22 protein-coding genes and 1 pseudogene are annotated in these 21,412 nt (G+C 34.0%); 20 read left to right on the top strand and 3 right to left on the bottom strand.

Going from position 1 to position 21,412, the window contains the following annotated elements:
• Nucleotides 1-40: 40 nt before the first annotated feature.
• Nucleotides 41-529, top strand: a complete 489-nt coding sequence (locus tag FOT98_RS11770) for an arsinothricin resistance N-acetyltransferase ArsN1 family A (RefSeq protein ID WP_000405749.1) — start codon at nucleotides 41-43, stop codon at nucleotides 527-529.
• A gap of 150 nt (nucleotides 530-679) precedes the next feature.
• Here FOT98_RS11770 and rnjA read toward each other — a convergent pair whose 3' ends face one another.
• From rnjA to FOT98_RS11755, 3 genes are all read right to left on the bottom strand, one after another.
• Nucleotides 680-2,347 (bottom strand): ribonuclease J1, encoded by a 1,668-nt coding sequence (rnjA, locus tag FOT98_RS11765; protein ID WP_000854867.1) that lies wholly within the window; start codon nucleotides 2,345-2,347, stop codon nucleotides 680-682.
• Nucleotides 2,348-2,450: 103 nt separating this feature from the next.
• The gene (locus tag FOT98_RS11760; protein ID WP_000277007.1) at nucleotides 2,451-2,870 is read right to left on the bottom strand and encodes a universal stress protein; all 420 of its coding nucleotides are present in this window, start codon (nucleotides 2,868-2,870) and stop codon (nucleotides 2,451-2,453) included.
• A 22-nt stretch (nucleotides 2,871-2,892) separates the two neighbouring features.
• Nucleotides 2,893-4,356, bottom strand: a complete 1,464-nt coding sequence (locus FOT98_RS11755; RefSeq protein WP_000229539.1) for a SulP family inorganic anion transporter — start codon at nucleotides 4,354-4,356, stop codon at nucleotides 2,893-2,895.
• Nucleotides 4,357-4,536: 180 nt separating this feature from the next.
• On the opposite strand from FOT98_RS11755, the gene FOT98_RS11750 reads away from it, so the two are divergent.
• The 19 genes and pseudogenes from FOT98_RS11750 to FOT98_RS11655 all read left to right on the top strand — a co-directional run bounded on the left by FOT98_RS11750 (nucleotide 4,537) and on the right by FOT98_RS11655 (nucleotide 21,409).
• Complete coding sequence (locus tag FOT98_RS11750; RefSeq protein ID WP_000904931.1) at nucleotides 4,537-5,079, top strand: recombinase family protein; 543 nt, start codon at nucleotides 4,537-4,539, stop codon at nucleotides 5,077-5,079.
• Nucleotides 5,080-5,351: 272 nt separating this feature from the next.
• On the top strand, nucleotides 5,352-5,705 hold the full coding sequence (locus FOT98_RS11745) for an ArsR/SmtB family transcription factor (RefSeq protein WP_000536398.1): 354 nt from the start codon (nucleotides 5,352-5,354) through the stop codon (nucleotides 5,703-5,705).
• Between the two features lies 1 nt (nucleotide 5,706).
• The gene (locus tag FOT98_RS11740; protein ID WP_000021465.1) at nucleotides 5,707-6,147 is read left to right on the top strand and encodes a hypothetical protein; all 441 of its coding nucleotides are present in this window, start codon (nucleotides 5,707-5,709) and stop codon (nucleotides 6,145-6,147) included.
• A gap of 131 nt (nucleotides 6,148-6,278) precedes the next feature.
• Nucleotides 6,279-8,042, top strand: a complete 1,764-nt coding sequence (locus FOT98_RS11735) for a SulP family inorganic anion transporter (RefSeq protein WP_001214613.1) — start codon at nucleotides 6,279-6,281, stop codon at nucleotides 8,040-8,042.
• Nucleotides 8,043-8,128: 86 nt separating this feature from the next.
• Nucleotides 8,129-8,653, top strand: coding sequence for a hypothetical protein (locus FOT98_RS11730; protein ID WP_000426344.1), 525 nt, complete (start codon nucleotides 8,129-8,131; stop codon nucleotides 8,651-8,653).
• A 41-nt stretch (nucleotides 8,654-8,694) separates the two neighbouring features.
• Nucleotides 8,695-8,934, top strand: a complete 240-nt coding sequence (gene dltC, locus FOT98_RS11725) for a D-alanine--poly(phosphoribitol) ligase subunit DltC (RefSeq protein ID WP_000077294.1) — start codon at nucleotides 8,695-8,697, stop codon at nucleotides 8,932-8,934.
• Nucleotides 8,935-9,069: 135 nt separating this feature from the next.
• Nucleotides 9,070-9,411 (top strand): zinc ribbon domain-containing protein YjdM, encoded by a 342-nt coding sequence (locus FOT98_RS11720; protein ID WP_000067663.1) that lies wholly within the window; start codon nucleotides 9,070-9,072, stop codon nucleotides 9,409-9,411.
• A 363-nt stretch (nucleotides 9,412-9,774) separates the two neighbouring features.
• Nucleotides 9,775-10,316, top strand: a pseudogene (locus FOT98_RS11715) (recombinase family protein).
• Between the two features lie 585 nt (nucleotides 10,317-10,901).
• Complete coding sequence (locus tag FOT98_RS11705; RefSeq protein ID WP_000416301.1) at nucleotides 10,902-11,249, top strand: ArsR/SmtB family transcription factor; 348 nt, start codon at nucleotides 10,902-10,904, stop codon at nucleotides 11,247-11,249.
• Between the two features lie 28 nt (nucleotides 11,250-11,277).
• Complete coding sequence (gene arsB, locus FOT98_RS11700; RefSeq protein WP_000072354.1) at nucleotides 11,278-12,333, top strand: ACR3 family arsenite efflux transporter; 1,056 nt, start codon at nucleotides 11,278-11,280, stop codon at nucleotides 12,331-12,333.
• 26 nt (nucleotides 12,334-12,359) lie between these two features.
• On the top strand, nucleotides 12,360-12,764 hold the full coding sequence (gene arsC, locus FOT98_RS11695) for an arsenate reductase (thioredoxin) (protein WP_000428325.1): 405 nt from the start codon (nucleotides 12,360-12,362) through the stop codon (nucleotides 12,762-12,764).
• Between the two features lie 65 nt (nucleotides 12,765-12,829).
• On the top strand, nucleotides 12,830-13,189 hold the full coding sequence (arsD, locus tag FOT98_RS11690) for an arsenite efflux transporter metallochaperone ArsD (RefSeq protein WP_000717840.1): 360 nt from the start codon (nucleotides 12,830-12,832) through the stop codon (nucleotides 13,187-13,189).
• An 18-nt stretch (nucleotides 13,190-13,207) separates the two neighbouring features.
• The gene (arsA, locus tag FOT98_RS11685) at nucleotides 13,208-14,971 is read left to right on the top strand and encodes an arsenical pump-driving ATPase (RefSeq protein WP_000182869.1); all 1,764 of its coding nucleotides are present in this window, start codon (nucleotides 13,208-13,210) and stop codon (nucleotides 14,969-14,971) included.
• 23 nt (nucleotides 14,972-14,994) lie between these two features.
• The gene (gene trxB / locus FOT98_RS11680; protein WP_000549739.1) at nucleotides 14,995-15,939 is read left to right on the top strand and encodes a thioredoxin-disulfide reductase; all 945 of its coding nucleotides are present in this window, start codon (nucleotides 14,995-14,997) and stop codon (nucleotides 15,937-15,939) included.
• A 16-nt stretch (nucleotides 15,940-15,955) separates the two neighbouring features.
• On the top strand, nucleotides 15,956-16,237 hold the full coding sequence (locus tag FOT98_RS11675; RefSeq protein ID WP_001027747.1) for a HesB/IscA family protein: 282 nt from the start codon (nucleotides 15,956-15,958) through the stop codon (nucleotides 16,235-16,237).
• Between the two features lie 27 nt (nucleotides 16,238-16,264).
• Entirely contained in the window at nucleotides 16,265-16,693 is a 429-nt protein-coding gene (locus FOT98_RS11670) for a protein-tyrosine phosphatase family protein (protein WP_033695785.1), read from the top strand.
• 118 nt (nucleotides 16,694-16,811) lie between these two features.
• Nucleotides 16,812-17,651 (top strand): heteromeric transposase endonuclease subunit TnsA, encoded by an 840-nt coding sequence (locus FOT98_RS11665; protein WP_001129155.1) that lies wholly within the window; start codon nucleotides 16,812-16,814, stop codon nucleotides 17,649-17,651.
• Entirely contained in the window at nucleotides 17,632-19,776 is a 2,145-nt protein-coding gene (locus tag FOT98_RS11660; protein ID WP_000631828.1) for a Mu transposase C-terminal domain-containing protein, read from the top strand. Before FOT98_RS11665 ends, FOT98_RS11660 begins: the two co-directional genes overlap by 20 nt.
• Nucleotides 19,769-21,409, top strand: a complete 1,641-nt coding sequence (locus tag FOT98_RS11655) for an ATP-binding protein (protein WP_001285624.1) — start codon at nucleotides 19,769-19,771, stop codon at nucleotides 21,407-21,409. Before FOT98_RS11660 ends, FOT98_RS11655 begins: the two co-directional genes overlap by 8 nt.
• Nucleotides 21,410-21,412 lie beyond the last annotated feature (3 nt).

Here is a 21,412-nt window from a genome sequence, read left to right as displayed (position 1 = left end):
AAAGTAATGTAAAGGTAAGGGAGATTAGGGGGAAATAAGTATGGAGATTAGAAAAGCAACTGAACAAGATGTACAAGAAATTACGACTATTTATAATGAGGGTATCGAAGATCGTATTGCAACTTTAGAGACAGAAATAAGAACAGATAAATATGTAATGGAATGGCTATTTCAACGAGAAAAAAGATATTCAGTAATTGTCATGGAAGAAAATTCTCATATCGTTGGCTGGGCTTCCATTAATCCATACAGTCATCGATGCGCCTATCGTGGAGTAGGAGAATTATCTATATACATAAAAAGAGAATATAGAGGAAAAGGTTTGGGACAGAATTTACTTTTAGCACTAGAAAAAAATGGACAACAAAATGAATTCTATAAATTTGTTTTATTCACTTTTTCTTTTAATAATCTTGGCCAAGGGTTATATCGTAAAATGGGCTATCGAGAAGTAGGGGTATTTGAAAAACAGGGAATCATGGACGGCGAGCATGTCGATGTTATGATTATGGAAAAATTATTAGGCTAATATTGTAATGATTTCAAATCCAAAAGCAAAAACCAGTGATTGGTGGCATCACTGGTTTTTGCTTTTTATTAATCTAGTACCTTAATAGTTTGGAACCTGACGTATTGGAATACATAAAATAAGGTATAAATATTATGAATGTTTTTCTTTTTAAACTTCCATAATGATTGGAAGAAGCATTGGCCGACGTCCGGTTTTGGAATATAAGAATGGACTTAATACTTCTACAAGTGTTTGTTTTATTTGTGCCCAATTTATGATCCCTTCATTTAGTAAATTACATATACAATCTTCTACAATATCTTCTATTTTCTTCATGAGTTCTTCTGATCCACGCATATATACAAAGCCTCTTGTAACAATCGCCGGCTGAGATACTAATCGCTTTTGTTTACAATCTAAATTTAGGCTTATAATAATGATTCCTTCTTCAGATAAAATTCTACGGTCACGTAAAACAATGTTTCCAATATCACCTATACCACTCCCGTCAACATACACAGCCTGAGAAGATATGGTTTTACTACTAATTCTAGCCTCTCCTTTGGAGATTTCTAATACTTGCCCATTATCCATAACAAAACAATTTTCTAAAGGGACACCACATTCTACAGCTAATTCTACATGCTTTTTTAACATACGATATTCTCCGTGAATAGGCATGAAATATTTCGGCTTTAAAAGGGAGAGCATCAATTTTTGTTCTTCTTGTGCTCCATGACCAGATGTATGAATATCACTTATTTTATGATGAATTACATTTGCACCTACTCGATATAGTTGATTAATCGTTCTGTTAACACTTAACACATTCCCTGGAATCGGGGAGGAAGAAAGAACAACTGTATCTCCAGGAATAATTTGAATTTGTCGGTGATTATTATATGCAATTCTTGATAAAGCTGCCATTGGTTCCCCTTGACTTCCCGTACATATAATAGTTACTTGGTGACTTGGAATATGATTGATTTCATGTACGCCAACGAATATGTCCTTTGGAGCTTGGATGTATCCTAAGTCTCTTCCGATTTGAATTGTTTTTTCCATACTTCTTCCTACAACTACAACTTTACGATTATACAAAATAGAAGCCTCTACAACCTGTTGCAATCTGTGAACGTTAGATGCAAAAGTGGCAAATAAGATACGTCCCTGAGCCTCTGAAAAGATTTCCTTTACAGACTGCCCAACCTTTTTTTCTGACATTGAAAAGCCAGGAACTTCACTATTTGTACTGTCGGATAGTAAACACAATACACCTTCTTTTCCGATTTCAGCAATTTTGTGTAGGTTCGCCTCAGTACCAGCGGGTGTAAAATCGAATTTGAAATCACCAGTATGTACAACATTTCCATTTGGAGTGGTGACTACTATACCAAATGCGTCAGGAATACTATGTGTTGTTCGGTAAAAACGTACTTTCGTGTGTTGAAATTTAACTTCTGTTTCATCCAATATATTTCTTATTTCAACATGGCGGATATTATGTTCTTCAAATTTACTTTTAATTAATGCTGCAGCTAGCTTCCCAGCATATATCGGTACTTGTATGCATTTAAATAGAAAGGGAACCCCGCCAATATGATCTTCATGTCCGTGTGTGATGAATAATCCTTTTATTTTATCTTTATTTCTTTCTAGATACGTATAATCGGGTATAACATAATCAATACCTAATAGTTCAGAGTCAGGAAATTTAAATCCGGCATCTACAATGATGATTTCATCTTCATACTCAATGACATACATATTCTTTCCAATTTCTCCAAGGCCACCTAAAGCAAAAATCTTTGTTTTTCCACTTTGTAGTGTTTTCATGTGCCAACTCCTTACATATTAAAATATTTCAAGTTTCCTTTATTATAAAAATTCCTGATTTTGAATAAGAATTTTCAAAATCAGGAATCATACAAAAAATATATTATTTTACAATCAGTACTGGACATTGAACCCTTTTAGCTACTTTATGGCTCACACTTCCTAGTACCATTTCTTGCAACGCATTGAGTCCACGACTACCAAGTACCACTAATTCAAAATGACCTTTATTCGCATGCTCTACAATGGTTAGCCCTGGTTCACCATGTAATATTTTAACTTCATAAGAAATACGATTTTCTTTTAATTTTTCTTCAATAGGTAAAAGTCTCTTACGACGGGATAACTCTAATTCTTCTTTCCCTTGTGCGTGAATAACTTCATTCTTTGCTTTTGCATAATCAACTACAAATACAATCTCAACTGTACATTCGTTAGCTAAGGATGCAATTTTTATTGCTTCTTGTGTAGCACGTAAGGAATGTTCAGAACCATCTACAGCCAATAGGATTTTTTTATACATAATTTTCACTCCTAATCATGAATTAATGTGAAGAAGCTTTTCTATTTGGGTTATTATATACAGCTAATTTTTCTACGAGTTTCTTACTAGAAGAATTTAAGTTTGTAATGGTAACAATATTTTGATTTTCTTGGTACTTAATAACAACTTTGTCGATAGCTCCAACTGCCGAATCATCCCAAACATGCGTGTTTGAGAAATCAATGACAATGCTTCTATTTTTAACATTAAAATCAAATGATTCTACGAATCCTTCTACAGATGCAAAGAACAATTGACCATCTACATCAAATATCATATTTGAACCATCTTGTCGTTTTGTAACTTTTATCTTTGAAATTTTAGCAACAAAGAATATAGCACTTAGTAATACACCAGCAATTACACCTTTAGATAAATCATGCGTTGCAACTACGATAATAACTGTCACTAACATAACTGCTGCATCACTTCTTGGCGCTTTTACTAAATATGAGAACGAAGACCAATCAAATGTACCAATGGAAACCATAATCATAATACCTACTAGAACAGGCATTGGAATTTGTACAACTAAATCTCCTAATACAATGATGAGAAACATTAAAAATAGTCCTGCGATTAGAGTAGACAGTCTACCACGTCCGCCTGATTTTACGTTGATTACAGATTGCCCAATCATTGCACAACCTGCCATACCACCAAAGAAACCCGTAACAATATTAGCGATTCCTTGACCTCGGGACTCTTGATTTTTATTACTTTCTGTTCCAGTCATGTCATCTACAATAGACGCTGTTAGTAAAGATTCCAATAGTCCAACAATCGCTAAAGCAATGGAATATGGAAAAATAATGCTTAATGTTTCAAATGTGAATGGAACGTCTGGAATAAAGAACGATGGTAATGATTTTGTAATCGCTCCTAAATCACCGACAGTTCGTAAGTCCAAATGCATATAAATCGCAATCGCTGTTAATAATACAATCGCTATTAATGGAGCTGGAATTGATTTAATAAATCGCGGTACAATATAGACAATTGCTAATGTAATTGCAACAAATACATATGTCAGATTGGAAATACCAATAAAATGTGGTACTTGAGCCATAAAAATTAAAATTGCTAAAGCATTAACAAACCCAATCATGACAGCACGTGGGATAAATTTCATTAATCGTGCTACTTTACATACACCAAAAATAATTTGTATAACACCTGTTAAAATTGTTGCGGCTAATAAATAATTTAGCCCGTGCTCTTTTACTAAAGGAACCATAAGTAATGCCATTGCACCTGTTGCCGCTGAAATCATTCCAGGACGACCACCTACAAAGGCAATAATAACTGCAATACAAAAGGATGCATATAATCCCACCATCGGATCTACACCTGCAATAATTGAAAATGCAATTGCCTCTGGAATTAATGCTAGTGCAACAACAATCCCCGCAAGGATATCCGCTCTAACATTTGAAAACCATTCTGTTTTTAATTTTTCTACCACTGTTTTATACACCTCATATCATTTATTTTTTGGCTTTTAAGTCTCATAAAAGCCGTGTTCACATTACGATAAAAACAGTCTAACACTTATCGTCCCAAAAAGGAACCTTTTTGATACTTATTTTACTCGTCCAAGTTATGGTATGATAAAAGAAACGTCTTAACTGTTAGGAGAGCATGTATGTTAATCGGATATATGAGACCGTATCAAGATGATCTGAAATGCGAAGAACAACTAAAAAAATTAGAAAAAGTAAATTGTACAACAATCGTTTCAGAGGAACATTCATCAGCCAAAAAAAGAACACAACTTAAAAGTATGATAAGTAACCTGAACCCAGGTGATAAAATAGTCGTTACAAAACTTTTTACATTAGCTGATTCAACACGCCATCTAGTGGAGTTAATAGAAAACATTGATAGGAAAGGTGCTTATTTTCAATCTCTTACTGAGGGAATTGATACAAGCAATACAGCTGGATATCCATTCGGCTATATTGTAAATCATCTTGTTAATTTTCAAAGTGACGTGATAAGTGAAAAAACAAAAAAAGGTTTATATGAAGCAAAACAAAAAGGAATCACTCCTGGACGACCCAGAAAACCTGACAAAAATGTAAAACGTGCGATAGTCATGTATCAAAGTGGAGAGTATAGTCTCGTTCAAATAAAAGATGAAACAGGGATTAGCAAATCCACGCTATACAGGTATCTAGAAAATTAAATAGTAATTATACTTGGCATAGAACCTAATTTAACCTACAAAAATTGTGTAGAAAAGTAGTTACTCACTAATAAAAAACAAACGATTCTTTCTCTAAAGAATCGTTTGTTTTTTTATTTTATATAAATCATGTTAAAAATTTCATCATGTTGGTTTAAATGTTTATATTGAAAATTTTAAGTTCTAGAAGTATCATATACATATTCAAACATTTGAAGATGTATATGATACTTTTGGGGTTATAATTAAAAATAAATACTAGAGGTGTTTTAATGGGAACCGAAATGCAACAATTTAAAGCTGATTTTTTTAAAGCCTTATCACATCCTTTGCGAATAGGTATTCTAGAACTATTGTCAGAGGGTGAAAGAAGTGTAAATGAAATTCAAACCATCCTTAACAAGGAAGGTTCAGCTGTTTCTCAACAATTAAGTGTACTACGTTCAAAAAACATTGTTGTTGGTACTAAAGATGGAAAACGAGTTTTATATTCTCTACGAGACCCTATGATTGTGGATTTACTGGTAGTTGCACGAAAAATTTTTAACAACCATTTAATCGATACGATTTCAATGTTAGAAGAACTAGATGAAACAGAACTTGAAACGATAGGTAAGGAGGGTTAGGTTGAGCATTGAAGTTAAGAAAGAAGATATCATTCAACATGGAATGGACATATTTCGCTCAATAGGAGCTCATCACGTTTGTAATGTTTGTATTAAAAGTGGAAATTCTTGTTGTTTTTCATGTCAACATTTACAGGATGGAGTTGGATGTCAAAAAAGAAATACTGCTTGTACAGCTTGGTTATGCGGGATTCAGAGCTTTTTATTTGACCAAATAGGGTTATTGGATGAATGGAATCGTTTCTGGATTGAAATTCCAGGACAAATGTTTCGTAGAGATATTACTCCAGATAAGGTAAGAATTACCTCGTTTATAGATACGAAGAAGCTAGATAGTCGAGCCGGAGAGCTTCTAGCGGAAAGATTGAAATTCTACGTACAACAAGGTGGAGATATCAGCAAACTAGAGCGTCATTTAAGCAAAACATATAACCAATATTAGGATGATGCTCTCTTTTAAATAAGGAAAAAGTGTAAGAGTATAAGAAATGAATTTGCAATTCAAATTCAATAAAAGATAATATTCTTTCGGAGGAAGTAAGATTTATTAAAAATAGAAAAGAAGGGTTTGTAATGAGAGGGTTATTTACGGGAAGGTTTGCAGGATATTCATTGGGACATTTTCAAAAGGATCTTCTTTCAGGAATAATTGTTGGAGTTGTTGCGATTCCACTTGCTATGTCTTTTGCTATAGCCTCTGGTGTTAAGCCAGAGTATGGGATTTATACAACATGTATTGCCGGGATACTCATTTCGCTATTTGGTGGTTCAAAGTATCAAATTGGAGGACCTACAGGTGCTTTTGTTCCGATTCTTTTAGGAATTGTTATTACCTATGGGTATGAAAATTTACTACTTGCTGGTTTATTAGCTGGAATTATCTTATGTCTTATGGGAATTTTTAAACTAGGCTCTTTAATTAAGTTTATTCCACGACCTGTAACAATTGGCTTTACATCAGGTATTGCTGTCATTATCTTTACGGGACAAATTGCTAGTTTTTTAGGTCTAACAGGTATAAAAAAGCATGAGGAATTTATAGCAAACCTGAAGGAAATCTTCACTCATATCGGTACGATCAATTTTTACAGTGTTATAACTGCTTTGATTTGCCTTTTTGTTATACTCATAACACCAAAGATTTTGCCAAAAGTGCCAGGTTCATTAGTAGGTGTTGTTATATCAACTTTAATTGCAACTATATTTTTCTCAGGTCATGTACCTACTATTGGTACAGCATATGGTACGATTCCAAACACACTTCCTCAATTTGGTATACCCGAAATCACATTAGAGCGTATAAAACAGTTAATCGGTCCTGCATTTGTTATTGCTATGTTGGGTGGTATTGAATCTCTTTTATCCGCTGTCGTGGCAGATGGTATGACAAATAGTAAACACAACAGTAACAAAGAACTGATTGGTCAAGGAATTGCCAATATTGTTACACCGTTATTTGGAGGAATTCCAGCAACTGGAGCGATCGCTCGAACAGCAACTAATATTAAGAGCGGAGCTACATCTGCGATGTCAGGTGTTTTTCACGGGGTATTTGTGTTATTCACACTTCTACTATTGGCTCCATATGCTTCACATATTCCACTTGCCAGTATGGCTCCCATTTTAATGGTGGTAGCTTGGAATATGAGTGAACAAAAACATTTTGTTCACATACTTAAAATGAAGACGGGGGATTCCCTTGTCTTGCTTGTAACATTTTTGCTTACTGTATTTACAAGTTTGACAACAGCTGTAGAAATCGGTCTTATTTTAGCGGTTATTTTGTTTACAAAACGTATGAGTAATATGCTTGTCATATCTAAAGTGCTTCCTGATCATACAAAAAAGAATGAAAAATTGTTACCCCATGTGGTAAATAAAGCTCATGATTGCCCGCAAATTGGTATTTACACAATAGAAGGGCCATTATTCTTTGGGGCTGCTCAAACATTTGAACAAAATATTTTAGCAACCATTCATTATAAACCCAAAGTTTTAATTTTACGTATGGGAAAAGTTCCTTTTATTGATACAACAGGAGAGTCTTACTTTAGGAATATTGTTCAGCATTTTAAAAAACAAGGTGGCGTACTTCTCATTTCAGGAATTCAATCAGAGCTAAAAGCAACTCTAGATAAGAATGGATTGTATGCTGAGATTGGGGAAGAAAACTTTTTTGATCATACCGGGGAAGCCATTAACTGTGCTTTAGGACATTTGAATACAAAGAAATGTATAGGGTGTAAGCATTTCGCTTTTCATGAATGTACCGAGCTTTCTCAACAATCTCAGGAAGTGAATACAATAAAGAATAAGGCAAATGCATTAGATTTTTAAAAAATTTACTTCACATACAAAGTTTGTTTGATTAGATCTACTCTTTTAATCCTTTTATTAAAAAATAGAGAAGGAGAAAGTTTGCTTTGGAGAATGCGGAAAAGATTTTTGCAAGGTGTGAACAAGAAGGTTTTTCATACATCCAACATATGATCATGAAACAGCAAGAAGAGAATATCTTCCTTACATTTAAACGAAAAACGGATTATACAAACAGTATCTTTTCAAAAGAGGATAAAAATAATTATGAAAAAAATGTCTCGTTTTTTTCTCATGTTTCTGGTGGTGTAATTATATGGGGAGTAGCTTCGAGTAAAAATAAAGATGGTGTGAACATAGCTAAAAAAATCCAACCTATCTCTAATGGAAAAGAGTTCTTAAGTAATCTAAATTGTTTATTTCCAAAAGATTTTTCTGCCATAAACCCGGATGTTAAAAACATATATATTCCTTTTCCTAAAGAAACAAACAATGGATTTGTAATCACATATGTTCCAGGGAACAACTATCTGTTAAGCCTTAATAACTATTATACAAAGACCAGGGATAACTTTGTAATGATGATGGGGCAAATTCTTTTAAATGATGTGTTAAAAAATAGAATACTATGAAGAAATTCATTATAAATCATGGATATAGAGGAGAATAAATAATGTCTCAATTTAAAGAGCAAGTATTAAATGTGTTAGAAGACGTATGTGAAAATGATATCGTAAAAGAGAACCCAGATGTGCAATTATTCGAAGAAGGAATTCTAGATTCTTTTGCTACAGTATCTTTATTAGTAGAATTTCAAGAACGTTTAAACATTGAAGTGTCTATTTCTGACTTTGACCGTGATGAATGGGCAACACCGAACATGATCATTAAGAAACTGAAGGATCTGCGATAAAAATAGGTTCTTGAAACATAGATAAGGGCAACTTCTTAAATTTCAACTTTAGAATTGTTAGTCTTATGAAATTATAAAAGGGAAGTTTTAAAAAGCTATATATAATGAATGACTACAAGTGGAGGAAATAAAAATATGTCTAATTTACCTAATTGCCCAAAATGTAATTCAGAGTACACTTACGAAGATGGAAATCTTTTTGTTTGCCCAGAATGTGCCCATGAGTGGACTTTAGAATCAGAAACTGAAAATAGTGAAGATACAAAGGTAATTAAAGATGCAAATGGAAATGTACTAAACGATGGTGATTCTGTAACAGTCATTAAAGATCTTAAAGTAAAAGGAACTTCATCTGTTGTAAAAATCGGTACAAAAGTAAAAAGTATTCGTTTAGTGGATGGAGACCATGATATTGATTGCAAAATTGATGGTTTTGGAGCGATGAAATTAAAATCTGAATTTGTTAAAAAGATATAAATGCGATTTTCATGCAACAGAACTAGTTTAATTGTTTAAAGTCAATGAATATACAACATTTTTAAGGTAGAAATGAAACAACTTTTATAATAAAAAGACCTCATTCATGATAAATATTCTTGAACGAGGTCTTTCTGTTTTTTTGAACTTATTTCAACCATACCTGTGTTTTTGGGGAAAACGATGCATGAGTATGTTGGAAGTATAATAACCGAAATTACTTAATATATAGAAAAACAGTTTTTAAATTGGAAATTAGAGTCTTAGAGTGGTTTTTATGTCATTTGGTTGGCGGGACCCCGTCATGTATCTATAAAAGTAGAAAAAGGTTATGTCATGGAAATGAAATCCAGTCTATGACCCATTTTTACACGTATCCCGGCTGAACCCCAAGATGACTTGAAATGTGAAGAACAACTCAAAAGCTTAGAGAAATGTAATTGTACGATGATTATCTCAGAGGAACATTCATCGGCAAAAAAAGAGTACAACTTAAAAATATGATAGATAACCTAAAGCAAGATGATAAAATTGTTGTTACAAAACTGTTCACATTAGCTGATTCAACACGTCATCTTGTTGAGTTATTACAAGTCATTGATAATAAAGGTGCTTACATTTACTTTGTTCAAGAAGATATTGATACGAGTCATGCAAATGGGTATCATTTTGGAGATATTATAAAACATCTTGTTGATTTTCAAAGTGATGTAATTAGTGAAAAAACGAAGAAAGGCTTGTATGAAGGGAAACAAAAGGGAGTTACAGCAGGACGCCCAAGAAAACCTGATGAGAATGTAAAGCGTGCTATTGTAATGTATCAAAGTGGTAACTATAGTTTAGCTGAAATACGAGAAGAAACTGGAATCAGTAAATCTACTTTATATAGATATTTAGAAAATTAAATCACATTAAGGGCCTTTGTAAAAGGCTCTTTTTATTTTATCTAGGTACAGTATGTTTACAGTATGTAGTAACAACTAAAAAATAGAAAAAAGTGAATTATTAAGTATATAACTATATACTTATGTTATTGTTATAGAAAAGAATTTCTAACAAATCTTTACAAAAGGGATGAAAAATTTATTAAAAGGGGAGATCTATTTGATTGATCAATTATTTATTGTGGGGATTTACCTACTAATCATTTTTATGTGTACATATATCACATTAGAGTATCGACAGCATAAAATGAGTAAACAGTATTTTGTAGTATGGTTAGTTGCTGTTTTTTTAACAGGTCCATTCGGTTTTCTTTTATATCTGTTATGTGGCAAGAGATACAAAGGTCTGTAAGAATACGTTGTAAAGAAGTATTGTAAAGGTTTTGTAAAGAATGAGCTTTTCGGTTGATTATATAAGTAGTTAATTATATACTTATTTCAAGAAGGAGAGAAAATTAAAAAAGAATCTATTTAATGAATATTATGTTTAATTTTCGCTCAATATATAAGTGTATGCTTATGTATTTATAAATAGGAGGTGTGGATATGGAAAAAACGGTTATAGAATTAACAAGAGTGTCACAGTTACTAAAGCTACTAGGAGACAAAACAAGACTAACAATAGTATCAATTCTCAAACAACGTGAATGTTGTGTCTGTGAACTTCTTGAAGTGTTTGACATGAGTCAACCTTCAATCAGTCAACATCTTCGAAAGTTAAAGGATTTAGGCTTGGTGCAAGAAGAGCGTAGAGGTCAGTGGATTTATTATTCTTTAAATCAAACAAGTGATTTATACGCACTTTTAGAAGATATTTTAGCGCATGTACCAGACCAAACAGAGAAAATTAAACAAATTGAGAAGAGCAATCCTACACTCCAGTGTGGTTGTTAATAAATAGTTAGAAAGGGAAGTGAGAAGGATGAGCAACACGGGGAAAAAACGTCTGTCTTTCCTAGATCGATATCTAACCCTTTGGATTTTTCTTGCAATGGCAGTAGGAATTGGAGTTGGCTATATATCCCCTGGATTTGTTGAGGGCATGAATAGCTTACAAGTAGGAACAACCTCTATACCACTTGCGATTGGGTTAATTTTAATGATGTATCCTCCATTAGCAAAAGTTCGTTATGAAGAGATGGGGCGCGTTTTTAAAGATGTAAAAGTATTGGTATTATCACTTGTACAAAACTGGATTATTGGTCCTATTCTTATGTTTGCCTTGGCAATTATATTTTTACAGGATAAGCCAGAATACATGGTGGGCTTAATCATGATTGGTTTAGCTCGTTGTATTGCGATGGTTATCGTATGGAATGACTTAGCGAAAGGTGATACGGAGTATGCGGCAGGATTAGTTGCTTTTAACTCTGTATTCCAAATGTTATTTTTCTCAGTATACGCTTATGTGTTTGTAACAGTCATTCCAGAATGGTTAGGAATTGAAGGAGCTGTTGTAGATATTACAATGGCAGAGGTTGCAAAATCAGTCTTTATTTATTTAGGAATTCCGTTCATCGCAGGAATGTTAACACGTTTTATTTTTGTAAAAACAAAAGGGCGAGAGTGGTACGAAAAAGTATTCATTCCCAAAATCAGCCCAATTACATTAATCGCATTATTATTTACAATTATTGTGATGTTCTCATTACAAGGTGAAGCTATTATTAGCGTACCATTCGATGTTGTACGTATTGCAATCCCATTACTGATTTATTTTGTATTAATGTTCTTTATCTCTTTCTATATGGGTAAGAAAATTGGTGCAAGTTATGGAGTATCAACAACATTAGCATTTACAGCTGGAAGTAACAACTTTGAATTAGCAATCGCTGTAGCTGTAGGTGTATTTGGAATCCAGTCTGGTGCAGCGTTTGCGGCAGTTATCGGACCTTTAGTCGAGGTGCCAGTTATGATAGCGCTTGTAAATGTAGCACTTTGGTTCCAACGTAAATACTTTCAAACACAACCAAAATAACTAATTATAATAAAGGTGGAATTATCATGGAAAACAAAAAAACAATTTACTTCTTATGCACAGGAAACTCTTGTCGTAGCCAAATGGCAGAAGCTTGGGGCAAAAAATATTTAGGTGACAAATGGAATGTACTTTCTGCTGGTATTGAGGCACACGGAGTAAATCCAAATGCGATTAAAGCACTGAATGAAGTAGACATCGATATCACGGATCAAACATCTGATATTATTGATCGCGACATTTTAGACAAAGCGGATCTTGTTGTAACGCTTTGTGGCCATGCAAATGATGTATGTCCAACAACGCCACCACATGTAAAACGAGTTCACTGGGGCTTTGATGATCCAGCTGGTCAAGAGTGGTCTGTATTCCAAAAAGTTCGTGATGAAATTGGTGAACGTATTAAAAAGTTTGCTGAAACAGGAGAATAATTGAAAACAAAATAAGCCGAGAATTTTTTCTCGGCTTATTTTATAAAGAAGGGGAGAAATCAGAGATGAAAAAGATTGAAATTTTTGATCCTGCAATGTGTTGCTCTACCGGAGTTTGCGGCCCAAGTGTTGATTCAGAATTAATTCGTATATCAGTTGCTGTTAACAATTTGAAAAATAAAGGAATTGATGTAACTCGTTATAATCTTGCGAGTGAACCAGATGCTTTTGCTAATAACAGTGTTATTAGTCAGTTATTAATGGATAAAGGACCAGATGTGTTACCTGTAACTATAGTAGATGGAAAGATAGTAAAAGAAAGAGTTCATTTAACAAATGAAGAATTAGCACAATTAACGAATATGACGGAAGAAGAGTTAAGTCAGAAGCCAAAGATACGTTTAAATGTAAACGTAAAAAAATAGAGAAAGAAGTGAAAGGCAATGACAAACCTATTTAATCCAAGCACAATGACATTTACACCATTTCTATTCTTTACTGGTAAAGGTGGCGTAGGTAAAACATCAACCGCATGTGCAACAGCCATAACGTTAGCTGATATGGGGAAACGTGTTTTGTTAATTAGTACTGATCCCGCTTCAAATTTGCAAGACGTATTTGAAATCGAACTAACCAATAAACCAAAAGTCATTCCTAATGTTCCGAATCTACATGTAGCTAACTTAGATCCTGAAACAGCTGCTCATGAATATAAAGAGCGTGTTGTTGGTCCATATCGTGGAAAGCTACCTGATACGGTTATTGCGACAATGGAAGAGCAATTATCCGGAGCGTGTACAGTAGAAATTGCAGCTTTTGATGAGTTTTCTACGTTACTTACAAATAAAGAATTAACATCGAAATTCGATCACATTATTTTCGATACAGCGCCAACAGGACATACGCTCCGTCTTCTTCAACTTCCAACAGCTTGGAGCGGATTCCTAGAAGAAAGTACACATGGAGCTTCTTGTCTAGGACCGTTAGCGGGACTTGGAGATAAAAAAGAATTATATAGTCAAACTGTTGAAGCGTTATCTAATCCAAAGCAAACATCGTTAATGCTTGTGACACGTCCTGATAGTTCCCCGTTGCAAGAAGCAGAACGTGCAGCCAAAGAGTTAAAAGAAATTGGAGTTAGTAATCAATATTTGCTAGTAAATGGTGTTTTAACGAACTATGTGCAAAATGATAGTGTTTCTAAAGCATTGTTTACAAGACAAGTACGTGCGTTAGAAAACATGACAGAAGAACTGAAAGATCTTCCAGCTTATGAAATTCCATTAGTGCCGTTTAATGTTACTGGCATAGAGAATATGAGAAAGTTGGTTCAACCAATAGAAAATCTTTCAATTTCAGATGAAGAACAACACAATGTTTCTATACCACCTCTTCAAAACTTGATTACAGACCTATCTAAGACAGGAAAAAGAGTTATTTTTACAATGGGAAAAGGTGGAGTAGGAAAAACAACTGTAGCTTCAGCAATTGCAGTTGGGCTTGCTGAAAAAGGACATCATGTACATTTAACTACAACGGATCCAGCGGCACATATTGATTATGTTATGCATGGCGAACAAGGGAATATTACGATAAGCCGTATTGATCCAAAACTAGAAGTAGAAAATTACCGTAAGGAAGTTATTGAGCAGGCGAAAGATACAGTAGATGAAGAAGGGTTAGCGTATTTAGAAGAAGATTTACGTTCTCCTTGTACAGAGGAGATTGCGGTATTCCGTGCTTTAGCTGATATTGTTGAAAAAGCAAATGATGAAATCGTGGTAATTGATACCGCACCAACAGGTCACACATTATTGTTACTAGATGCGGCGCAAACGTATCATAAAGAAATCGCAAGATCTTCAGGTGAAGTACCGCAGTCTGTGAAAAACTTACTACCACGTCTTCGTAATCCAGAGGAAACAAGTGTTGTAATTGTAACGTTAGCAGAAGCGACACCAGTTCATGAAGCAAGTCGTCTACAAGAGGATTTAAAACGTGCAGAAATTTATCCGAAATGGTGGGTAATTAATCAAAGCTTTTATGCAACGCATACAATAGACCCAGTATTAAAGGGACGATCACAATCTGAAGTGCAATGGATTCAAGAAGTTCAAAAAGAATCAAAACATAATAGTGTGATTATTCCTTGGCAATCAGAAGATGTTATTGGATATGAAAAACTAAAAGAATTGACAGTTCAATAATTGTTCATTAGGAGGCATTCACAATGCATAAAGTCGTTATTTTAGGAACAGGACCAGCCGGATTAACAGCAGCTATCTACTTAGCACGTGCGAATATGAATCCACTTATTATTGAAGGAACTCAGCCGGGTGGACAATTAACTACGACAACGGATGTAGAGAACTTTCCAGGTTTCCCTGATGGTATTATGGGACCAGAGCTAATGGACAATATGAGGAAACAAGCAGAACGATTTGGTGCAGAGTTTAAAAATGGTTGGGTAGAAAAAGTGGATGTATCTAAGCGACCATTTAAAATCACTGTAACTGGAATGGAAGAGATAGAAGCTGAATCCATTATTGTTTCTACAGGTGCTTCTGCTAAATTACTCGGGATTCCAGGAGAGAAGGAAAATATGGGTCGTGGAGTAGGAACTTGTGCAACATGTGATGGATTCTTCTATCGTGGTAAAAAAGTCATTGTAGTTGGTGGTGGAGACTCTGCAATGGAAGAAGCAAACTTCCTAACAAAGTTTGCAACAGAAGTTCATATTGTACATCGTAGAGATGAACTACGTGCATCTAAAATCATGCAAGATCGTGCAAAAGCAAACGAGAAAATTACTTGGGGATTAAATAAAACACCGATAGAAGTAATAGCAGATGGAAAAGTTACAGGTCTAAAAGTGAAAGATAACGAAACTGGTGAGGAAGAAATTATTGAAACTGACGGTATTTTCATTGCGATTGGCCATCGTCCAAATACAGAGTTTTTAAATGGTCAAGTTAAGATAGATGAAGCTGGTTATATTGTTGTAAAACCAGGAACGACAGAGACAAATATACCAGGAGTATTTGCATGTGGAGATGTGCAAGACCATAAGTATCGTCAAGCAATTACGGCTGCAGGAACTGGTTGTATGGCTGCATTGGATTCCGAACGCTTCTTAGAAAATCATGCTGTGCATGATTGGAGTCAATCTTTATAAAACGGGGGAAGTTAAAATGAATATTACAGATAAAGCAAAAGAGTTTATTGAAACTGCTATGAAAGAAAATGGTGTTACAACATTACGTTTTACATTTGATGGTGCTGGCTGCTGTGGTCCTAGCTACGGTATTAATCTAGGCGAAGCACAAGAAAATGATGTCACAGAAACAGTAAACGGTATTCAAGTTGCAATGGATCCAAAGGTTGTTGAAATTGTAAATACATTGACACTAGACTATGTAGAAGATCAACAAGGTGCAGGCCTTGTTATTAGTGGCGGATCTAACTGCTGCTAAAGTATAAATAAAAGGAGACTAACAAACATGACGAACTATCACGAACTTGTAAAAGGAAAAGTATATATTGGTGGAGTAGACGCTATACAAGACGCAGTAAAAAAGCATGGGATTACAGAGGTGTTTGATTTACGTGCTGGAGGAGAAGAGCCAGAAGGATTTCCAGGTGAAGCTAAGCGACATGCTTATCCAATTGTAGAGGGTGTAGAAGGGCAAGATGAATCTGTTAAAAGTGCAATTGGAGCCGTTAAAGAAGCTGTAGAACGAGGAGAAAAAGTATTTTTCCATTGCTCTGGTGGACGAAATCGTACTGGTACGGTTGCTACAGGATTATTATTAGAATTAGGTCATGCTTCTAATGTAGAAGATGCAGAACAACAAGTAAAAACAGTTCGTTCTATTATTGCAATTAAACCAGAGTTAAAACAAGTATTACAAAACCTATATCAACACTAAGAGTGAAACGGATATTTTTTATAAAATATCCGTTTTTTTATAAACAAGAATATGTATTGTACGCATAAAAATATCCGATAATGGAAATGATAAAAATTTTTTAAGAGGAGATATGTAAATGGCAAAGCGTAAAAATGATTGGACGGAAAAGAAAATAGAGAAGTATATAAAAGAAGGCAGAGGACAAGGGGAGTTAAATAACTATAAACCCTGGTTAACGATACAAAATGTATCTTCAACGGGGAATAGCTCTCGTATAATGGGGTGGAAAACTAATAGGAGACATGAGTTTCTGTCGGATTTAGAGAGGGATTACTTTTTTATATTAGAATGGATAGAAGAAGTTATTGATATTCGTGAACAATTTCCATTAAATCGAGAATTGACATATAAAATTGCTGAAGAAAAAGGGATACATCATCCTATTTGTAAAGGAACTGAAACGTTAATAGTTCTGACAACAGATTTTTTCCTGACGGTTCGAGACGGAAAAGAAATTAAATATATTGCTAGGACTATAAAGCCTAGTAGTGAATTAGAAAATGAAAGGGTAATTGAAAAGTTTGAGATAGAAAGAGAATATTGGGAAAGGAAAGGAATCGATTGGGGAGTTGTAACAGAAAAGGATATTCCCGATACGATGAGTCAGAATATTTCGTGGATTCATAACCATTATTATCTCGAAGAAATTGAGGATGAAACTTTTGTGAAATTCTTTTTTAGTTACTTAATGACGTTTCAAAATGTGGATAAGAGCTTTATAGAAATCTGCAATGAGTTTGAAGAACAGTATAATTTGGAACAAGGTTCGTCAATTAATTATTTTAAATATTTAGTAGCTAGAAAGTTAATTTCTGTAGATATCAATACGCAAAAATTAAATATGCGAGGTTTACATATAAGCGAACTAGCTTTTAGTGAAAGGGGCGATGAGAATTTTGATTACGCTATCAGTTAATGAAATATTTAAGTCAATTGATGATTCAAAGATATACAGATTACTCTGGATAGATGAAAGTAATGTTATTACATATTTAATCGATGTATATGATGAAAAAGCTATGCCTTTTGTAGATACACTGAAAAGTCTTCAAGAAGGCTTTTCGAATGGACAGTATATGAAAGTAAGCAATGATGAAGTATTTCCAGTTGTAAATCATCAAGAATTGACAGAAAAAGATATACTTATGAGAGATAAGGCATGGAATATTATACAAGATTTAATAATTCAAGAACCTAACATTTATAAAAGAGATAAAAGAGGTACGTTAATTAGACAAACGAGAGGGAATTTTGGGTGCTCAAAACAAACGATTTACAAATATTTAAAGCGGTATTGGCAAAGAGGAAAGGTCAGAGATAGCCTACTTCCTGATTTTAAAAATTGCGGTAATAAGGGGAAGTCGAAGAATTGGAGCGGAAATAAGACGGGTAGACCGAGAATGACTAATAGCACGGGAATCAATATTACATCGGAATTAAAAGGAATATTCAAGAAAGCTATACAAAATTATTATTTTACAAGTCCAGAAAATACACTGACATATACATACAAAATGATGATTAGGGATGCTTTTCAGGCAAGCATTCGTTATCAAGATGGAACAAAGTATATTGTGATTGAAGACGCAGATACCATTCCTACTTTTCGACAGTTCTATTATTGGTTTCATAAAGAATATGGAGTTGAAGAAATTACGTCAGCTAAGCATGGGAGAAAGAAATTCGAAAGAGATCATAGGGCTGTTTTAGGTTCGTCTTCTTTTGAAGTTTTTGGACCGGGATCCAGATATCAAATTGATGCGACAATCGCTAACGTATATATAGTTTCTCGTTATAATTCTGATTGGGTATTGAAGAGACCAACTATATACTATGTAACGGATGTCTTTACCCATTTAATTACTGGTTTTTATATTGGGCTTGAAGGCCCCTCATGGACTGGAATGATGATGGCACTTTTGAATTCTACAGTTTATAAAAAGGACTTTTGTGCGGATTATGGTATTAATATTACAGATAATTGTTGGCCAGCAGCACATCTACCAGAGATTATTTTAGGAGATCGCGGAGAGTTAGAAGGATATAATGTAAATCATTTGATACAAGGGCTTAATATTACAGTGGAAAATAATCCATCCTTTCGTCCAGACTGGAAAGGCATTGTAGAAAAATTATTTGATACATCTCAAGAAACAATACGCCCCTTTTTACCTGGATATGTTTTAAAAGATTGGGGTGAAAGAGGGGCAAAAGATCCACGTTTAGAGGCGAAACTCAATATAGAACAATATACAAAAATTATTATCAATTTTATTCTGCATTACAATAAAAATTTCTATATGAAGAATTATATACGGGACAAAGATATGATAGTTGATAATGTAAAACCAACACCAATTGAATTGTGGAAATGGGGAATAAAAAATCGCTCTGGGAAATTACGAGTCGTTCATCCTGATATCATGAAATTTTATTTAATGCCGAGAGGTGTTGCTAGAATCACTGCAAAAGGAATCAGATTTGAAAAAATGTTGTATAGCTGTGACACGGCAATACAACAATCATGGTTTGCTACAGCAAGAACAAAGAAAAGTTGGAAAGTGGATGCTTCTTATGATCCTCGAAATATGAATAATATTTATATTCATACAAAGGATGAAAAGATATTTGAAAACTGCTATTTATTAAAACATCAAGAGCGATATCAAGATAAAGCCTTAGAGGAGGTTAGACAGTTAAATAGCTTAGAAAGTAAAGGTTACAAAGAAGAAGAACATATATTACTACAAAATGAAATTAACTTTTTTGATAATATTCAATCGATTGTTAAAGAAGCTGTTAAGGAAGCAAGCAAAAAACAAACAAAGCATGTAATAAAGAGAAAGAAAATTAAAGACATCAAGCATCATACCCAATTGGAGAGGAAAATGCGAAGAACTGAGGAAGTATTTCAACTTGATAACAATGAAGAAGAGGCTCTACCAGAGGTTATTCATTTGGATAAACAACAAGAAGATGAATTCAAGCGTCGCTCAGTTAAAGAATTATTTAATAAAAGGAGGAGGCATAAGCATGAGTGACACTCTAAGAGAAATACAGTTAGATAATGGGACATACGCTTTTCTAGCTCAATATCAGCAACAGCAATTAGTTGATTATCAGGGGAATCCGCTGATAGAAGCTTTACCTGGCATATTGTCATATGAAGAAGCTTTTGATCAACTTAGCTTCCTACCCAATTATCATGAAAAAGAAAGAAATTTATCAGATCATCATCGATTTCATGCCTTATTACGTTTAACTCGTTTTTTTCAACCAATTTCTCAAACATTAGACTTGGAAAGACGTTTTTCAAGATTTTTACGCTATGGATATGTGAATCGGAATCCTCTTCAAAAGCAACACGTTCAAGTATTAAATGAATTACATCATCAATTAGTAGAAAGAAATAATTTAAGTCTGCCGGCGGATATACGGGCTACTGCATCTAGTTTTACATTAATGGGTTTCTCTGGCATTGGAAAATCAACAGCTATAGAACGAATACTTTCATTATATCCTCAACTTATTATTCATAGAGATCCCCTCAATACGCTTCAAATTGTTTGGTTAAAATTAAATTGCCCACATGATGGGTCGTTAAAGTCATTATGTCAAAACTTCTTTGAAAAGATAGATCAATTAATTGGCACAAACTATCTCGAAAGTTATGGGAAATCCTCTAATTCTATAAGTTCAATGGTAACTAGGATGGGGCAAATTTCTAGACTACATTGTGTTGGTGCATTGATCATAGATGAAATTCAACATCTGTTGGCAGCGACAGGGGATGCCTCTGAGAAAATGATGAATTTTTTTGTTACCCTTATTAATGAAATTGGTATTCCGGTAATGATAATTGGAACCATGAGGGCTAGGAGCCTTTTACAAAAAGATTTTAGACAAGCACGTCGTGGTAGTGGACAAGGTGATATGGTCTGGCAACAAATGAGCAATAAAGAAGATTGGGAAGTTTTAATTACAAGTATGTGGGATTATCAGTGGACAAAGCAACATGTGGAACTAAATCAAGATTTATTAGATGTTATTTACGAGGAAAGCGAGGGTATTACTGATATAGCTATAAAGTTGTTTTTACTAGCACAGGGGCGAGCGATTGAAACGGGCATAGAAAAAATTTCATCAGAATTAATCAGAAAAGTGGGTAAAGAAGATTTAAGACTTGTTCAACCTATGCTTCAAGCTCTTAAATCTGGTTGTGAAACAGAAATTGCAAAGTATGAAGATCTTGTATCGTTAGATATACAAGATTATATATTTAATAAACTTCCAGTAATTGATATGAGAGCCAAACTCCAAGATAAAAAAGAAAAAATCGCACAAGAGCGTCAGAAAATAGAACCAACAAAGGTAGAGAAATTGATTATTTCCCTTATAAACTTAGATATAAACGAAAAGGATGCAGAAAGAGCAACAAAATATGTATTAAATAAATCACCTAACTCTAAAATTAGTGAGTTGATGAAAGAAGCTTTACAATATATTAAGGACAAAGGAAGCAAAAAGAAAAAAGTTGTAGTAGAGGATAAAAATAAATTAAAGTGTATCATTGATGAAGGTAAAAAGAATAGACAGTCTGCGTATGAGGCTCTCAATGGTGAAGGATATATTAAGGACCCTTTAAAAGAATTTAATTATAAAGAATCAAGGTGATGT

The organism is Bacillus sp. HY001, from assembly GCF_007558965.1.
GTDB lineage: Bacteria > Bacillota > Bacilli > Bacillales > Bacillaceae_G > Bacillus_A > Bacillus_A mobilis.
The sequence above is the reverse complement of the archived record's forward strand: the minus strand, read 5'-3'. Positions and strand labels throughout refer to the sequence as shown.

Bases quoted from the DNA above. Each gene is read 5' to 3' on its own strand.
- FOT98_RS11770 (WP_000405749.1), top strand. From the start codon at position 41: ATGGAGATTAGAAAAGCAACTGAACAAGATGTACAAGAAATTACGACT.
- rnjA (WP_000854867.1), bottom strand. From the start codon at position 2,347: ATGAAAACACTACAAAGTGGAAAAACAAAGATTTTTGCTTTAGGTGGC.
- FOT98_RS11760 (WP_000277007.1), bottom strand. From the start codon at position 2,870: ATGTATAAAAAAATCCTATTGGCTGTAGATGGTTCTGAACATTCCTTA.
- FOT98_RS11750 (WP_000904931.1), top strand. From the start codon at position 4,537: ATGTTAATCGGATATATGAGACCGTATCAAGATGATCTGAAATGCGAA.
- FOT98_RS11745 (WP_000536398.1), top strand. From the start codon at position 5,352: ATGGGAACCGAAATGCAACAATTTAAAGCTGATTTTTTTAAAGCCTTA.
- FOT98_RS11735 (WP_001214613.1), top strand. From the start codon at position 6,279: ATGAGAGGGTTATTTACGGGAAGGTTTGCAGGATATTCATTGGGACAT.
- dltC (WP_000077294.1), top strand. From the start codon at position 8,695: ATGTCTCAATTTAAAGAGCAAGTATTAAATGTGTTAGAAGACGTATGT.
- FOT98_RS11720 (WP_000067663.1), top strand. From the start codon at position 9,070: ATGTCTAATTTACCTAATTGCCCAAAATGTAATTCAGAGTACACTTAC.
- FOT98_RS11705 (WP_000416301.1), top strand. From the start codon at position 10,902: ATGGAAAAAACGGTTATAGAATTAACAAGAGTGTCACAGTTACTAAAG.
- arsB (WP_000072354.1), top strand. From the start codon at position 11,278: ATGAGCAACACGGGGAAAAAACGTCTGTCTTTCCTAGATCGATATCTA.
- arsC (WP_000428325.1), top strand. From the start codon at position 12,360: ATGGAAAACAAAAAAACAATTTACTTCTTATGCACAGGAAACTCTTGT.
- arsD (WP_000717840.1), top strand. From the start codon at position 12,830: ATGAAAAAGATTGAAATTTTTGATCCTGCAATGTGTTGCTCTACCGGA.
- arsA (WP_000182869.1), top strand. From the start codon at position 13,208: ATGACAAACCTATTTAATCCAAGCACAATGACATTTACACCATTTCTA.
- trxB (WP_000549739.1), top strand. From the start codon at position 14,995: ATGCATAAAGTCGTTATTTTAGGAACAGGACCAGCCGGATTAACAGCA.
- FOT98_RS11675 (WP_001027747.1), top strand. From the start codon at position 15,956: ATGAATATTACAGATAAAGCAAAAGAGTTTATTGAAACTGCTATGAAA.
- FOT98_RS11670 (WP_033695785.1), top strand. From the start codon at position 16,265: ATGACGAACTATCACGAACTTGTAAAAGGAAAAGTATATATTGGTGGA.
- FOT98_RS11665 (WP_001129155.1), top strand. From the start codon at position 16,812: ATGGCAAAGCGTAAAAATGATTGGACGGAAAAGAAAATAGAGAAGTAT.
- FOT98_RS11655 (WP_001285624.1), top strand. From the start codon at position 19,769: ATGAGTGACACTCTAAGAGAAATACAGTTAGATAATGGGACATACGCT.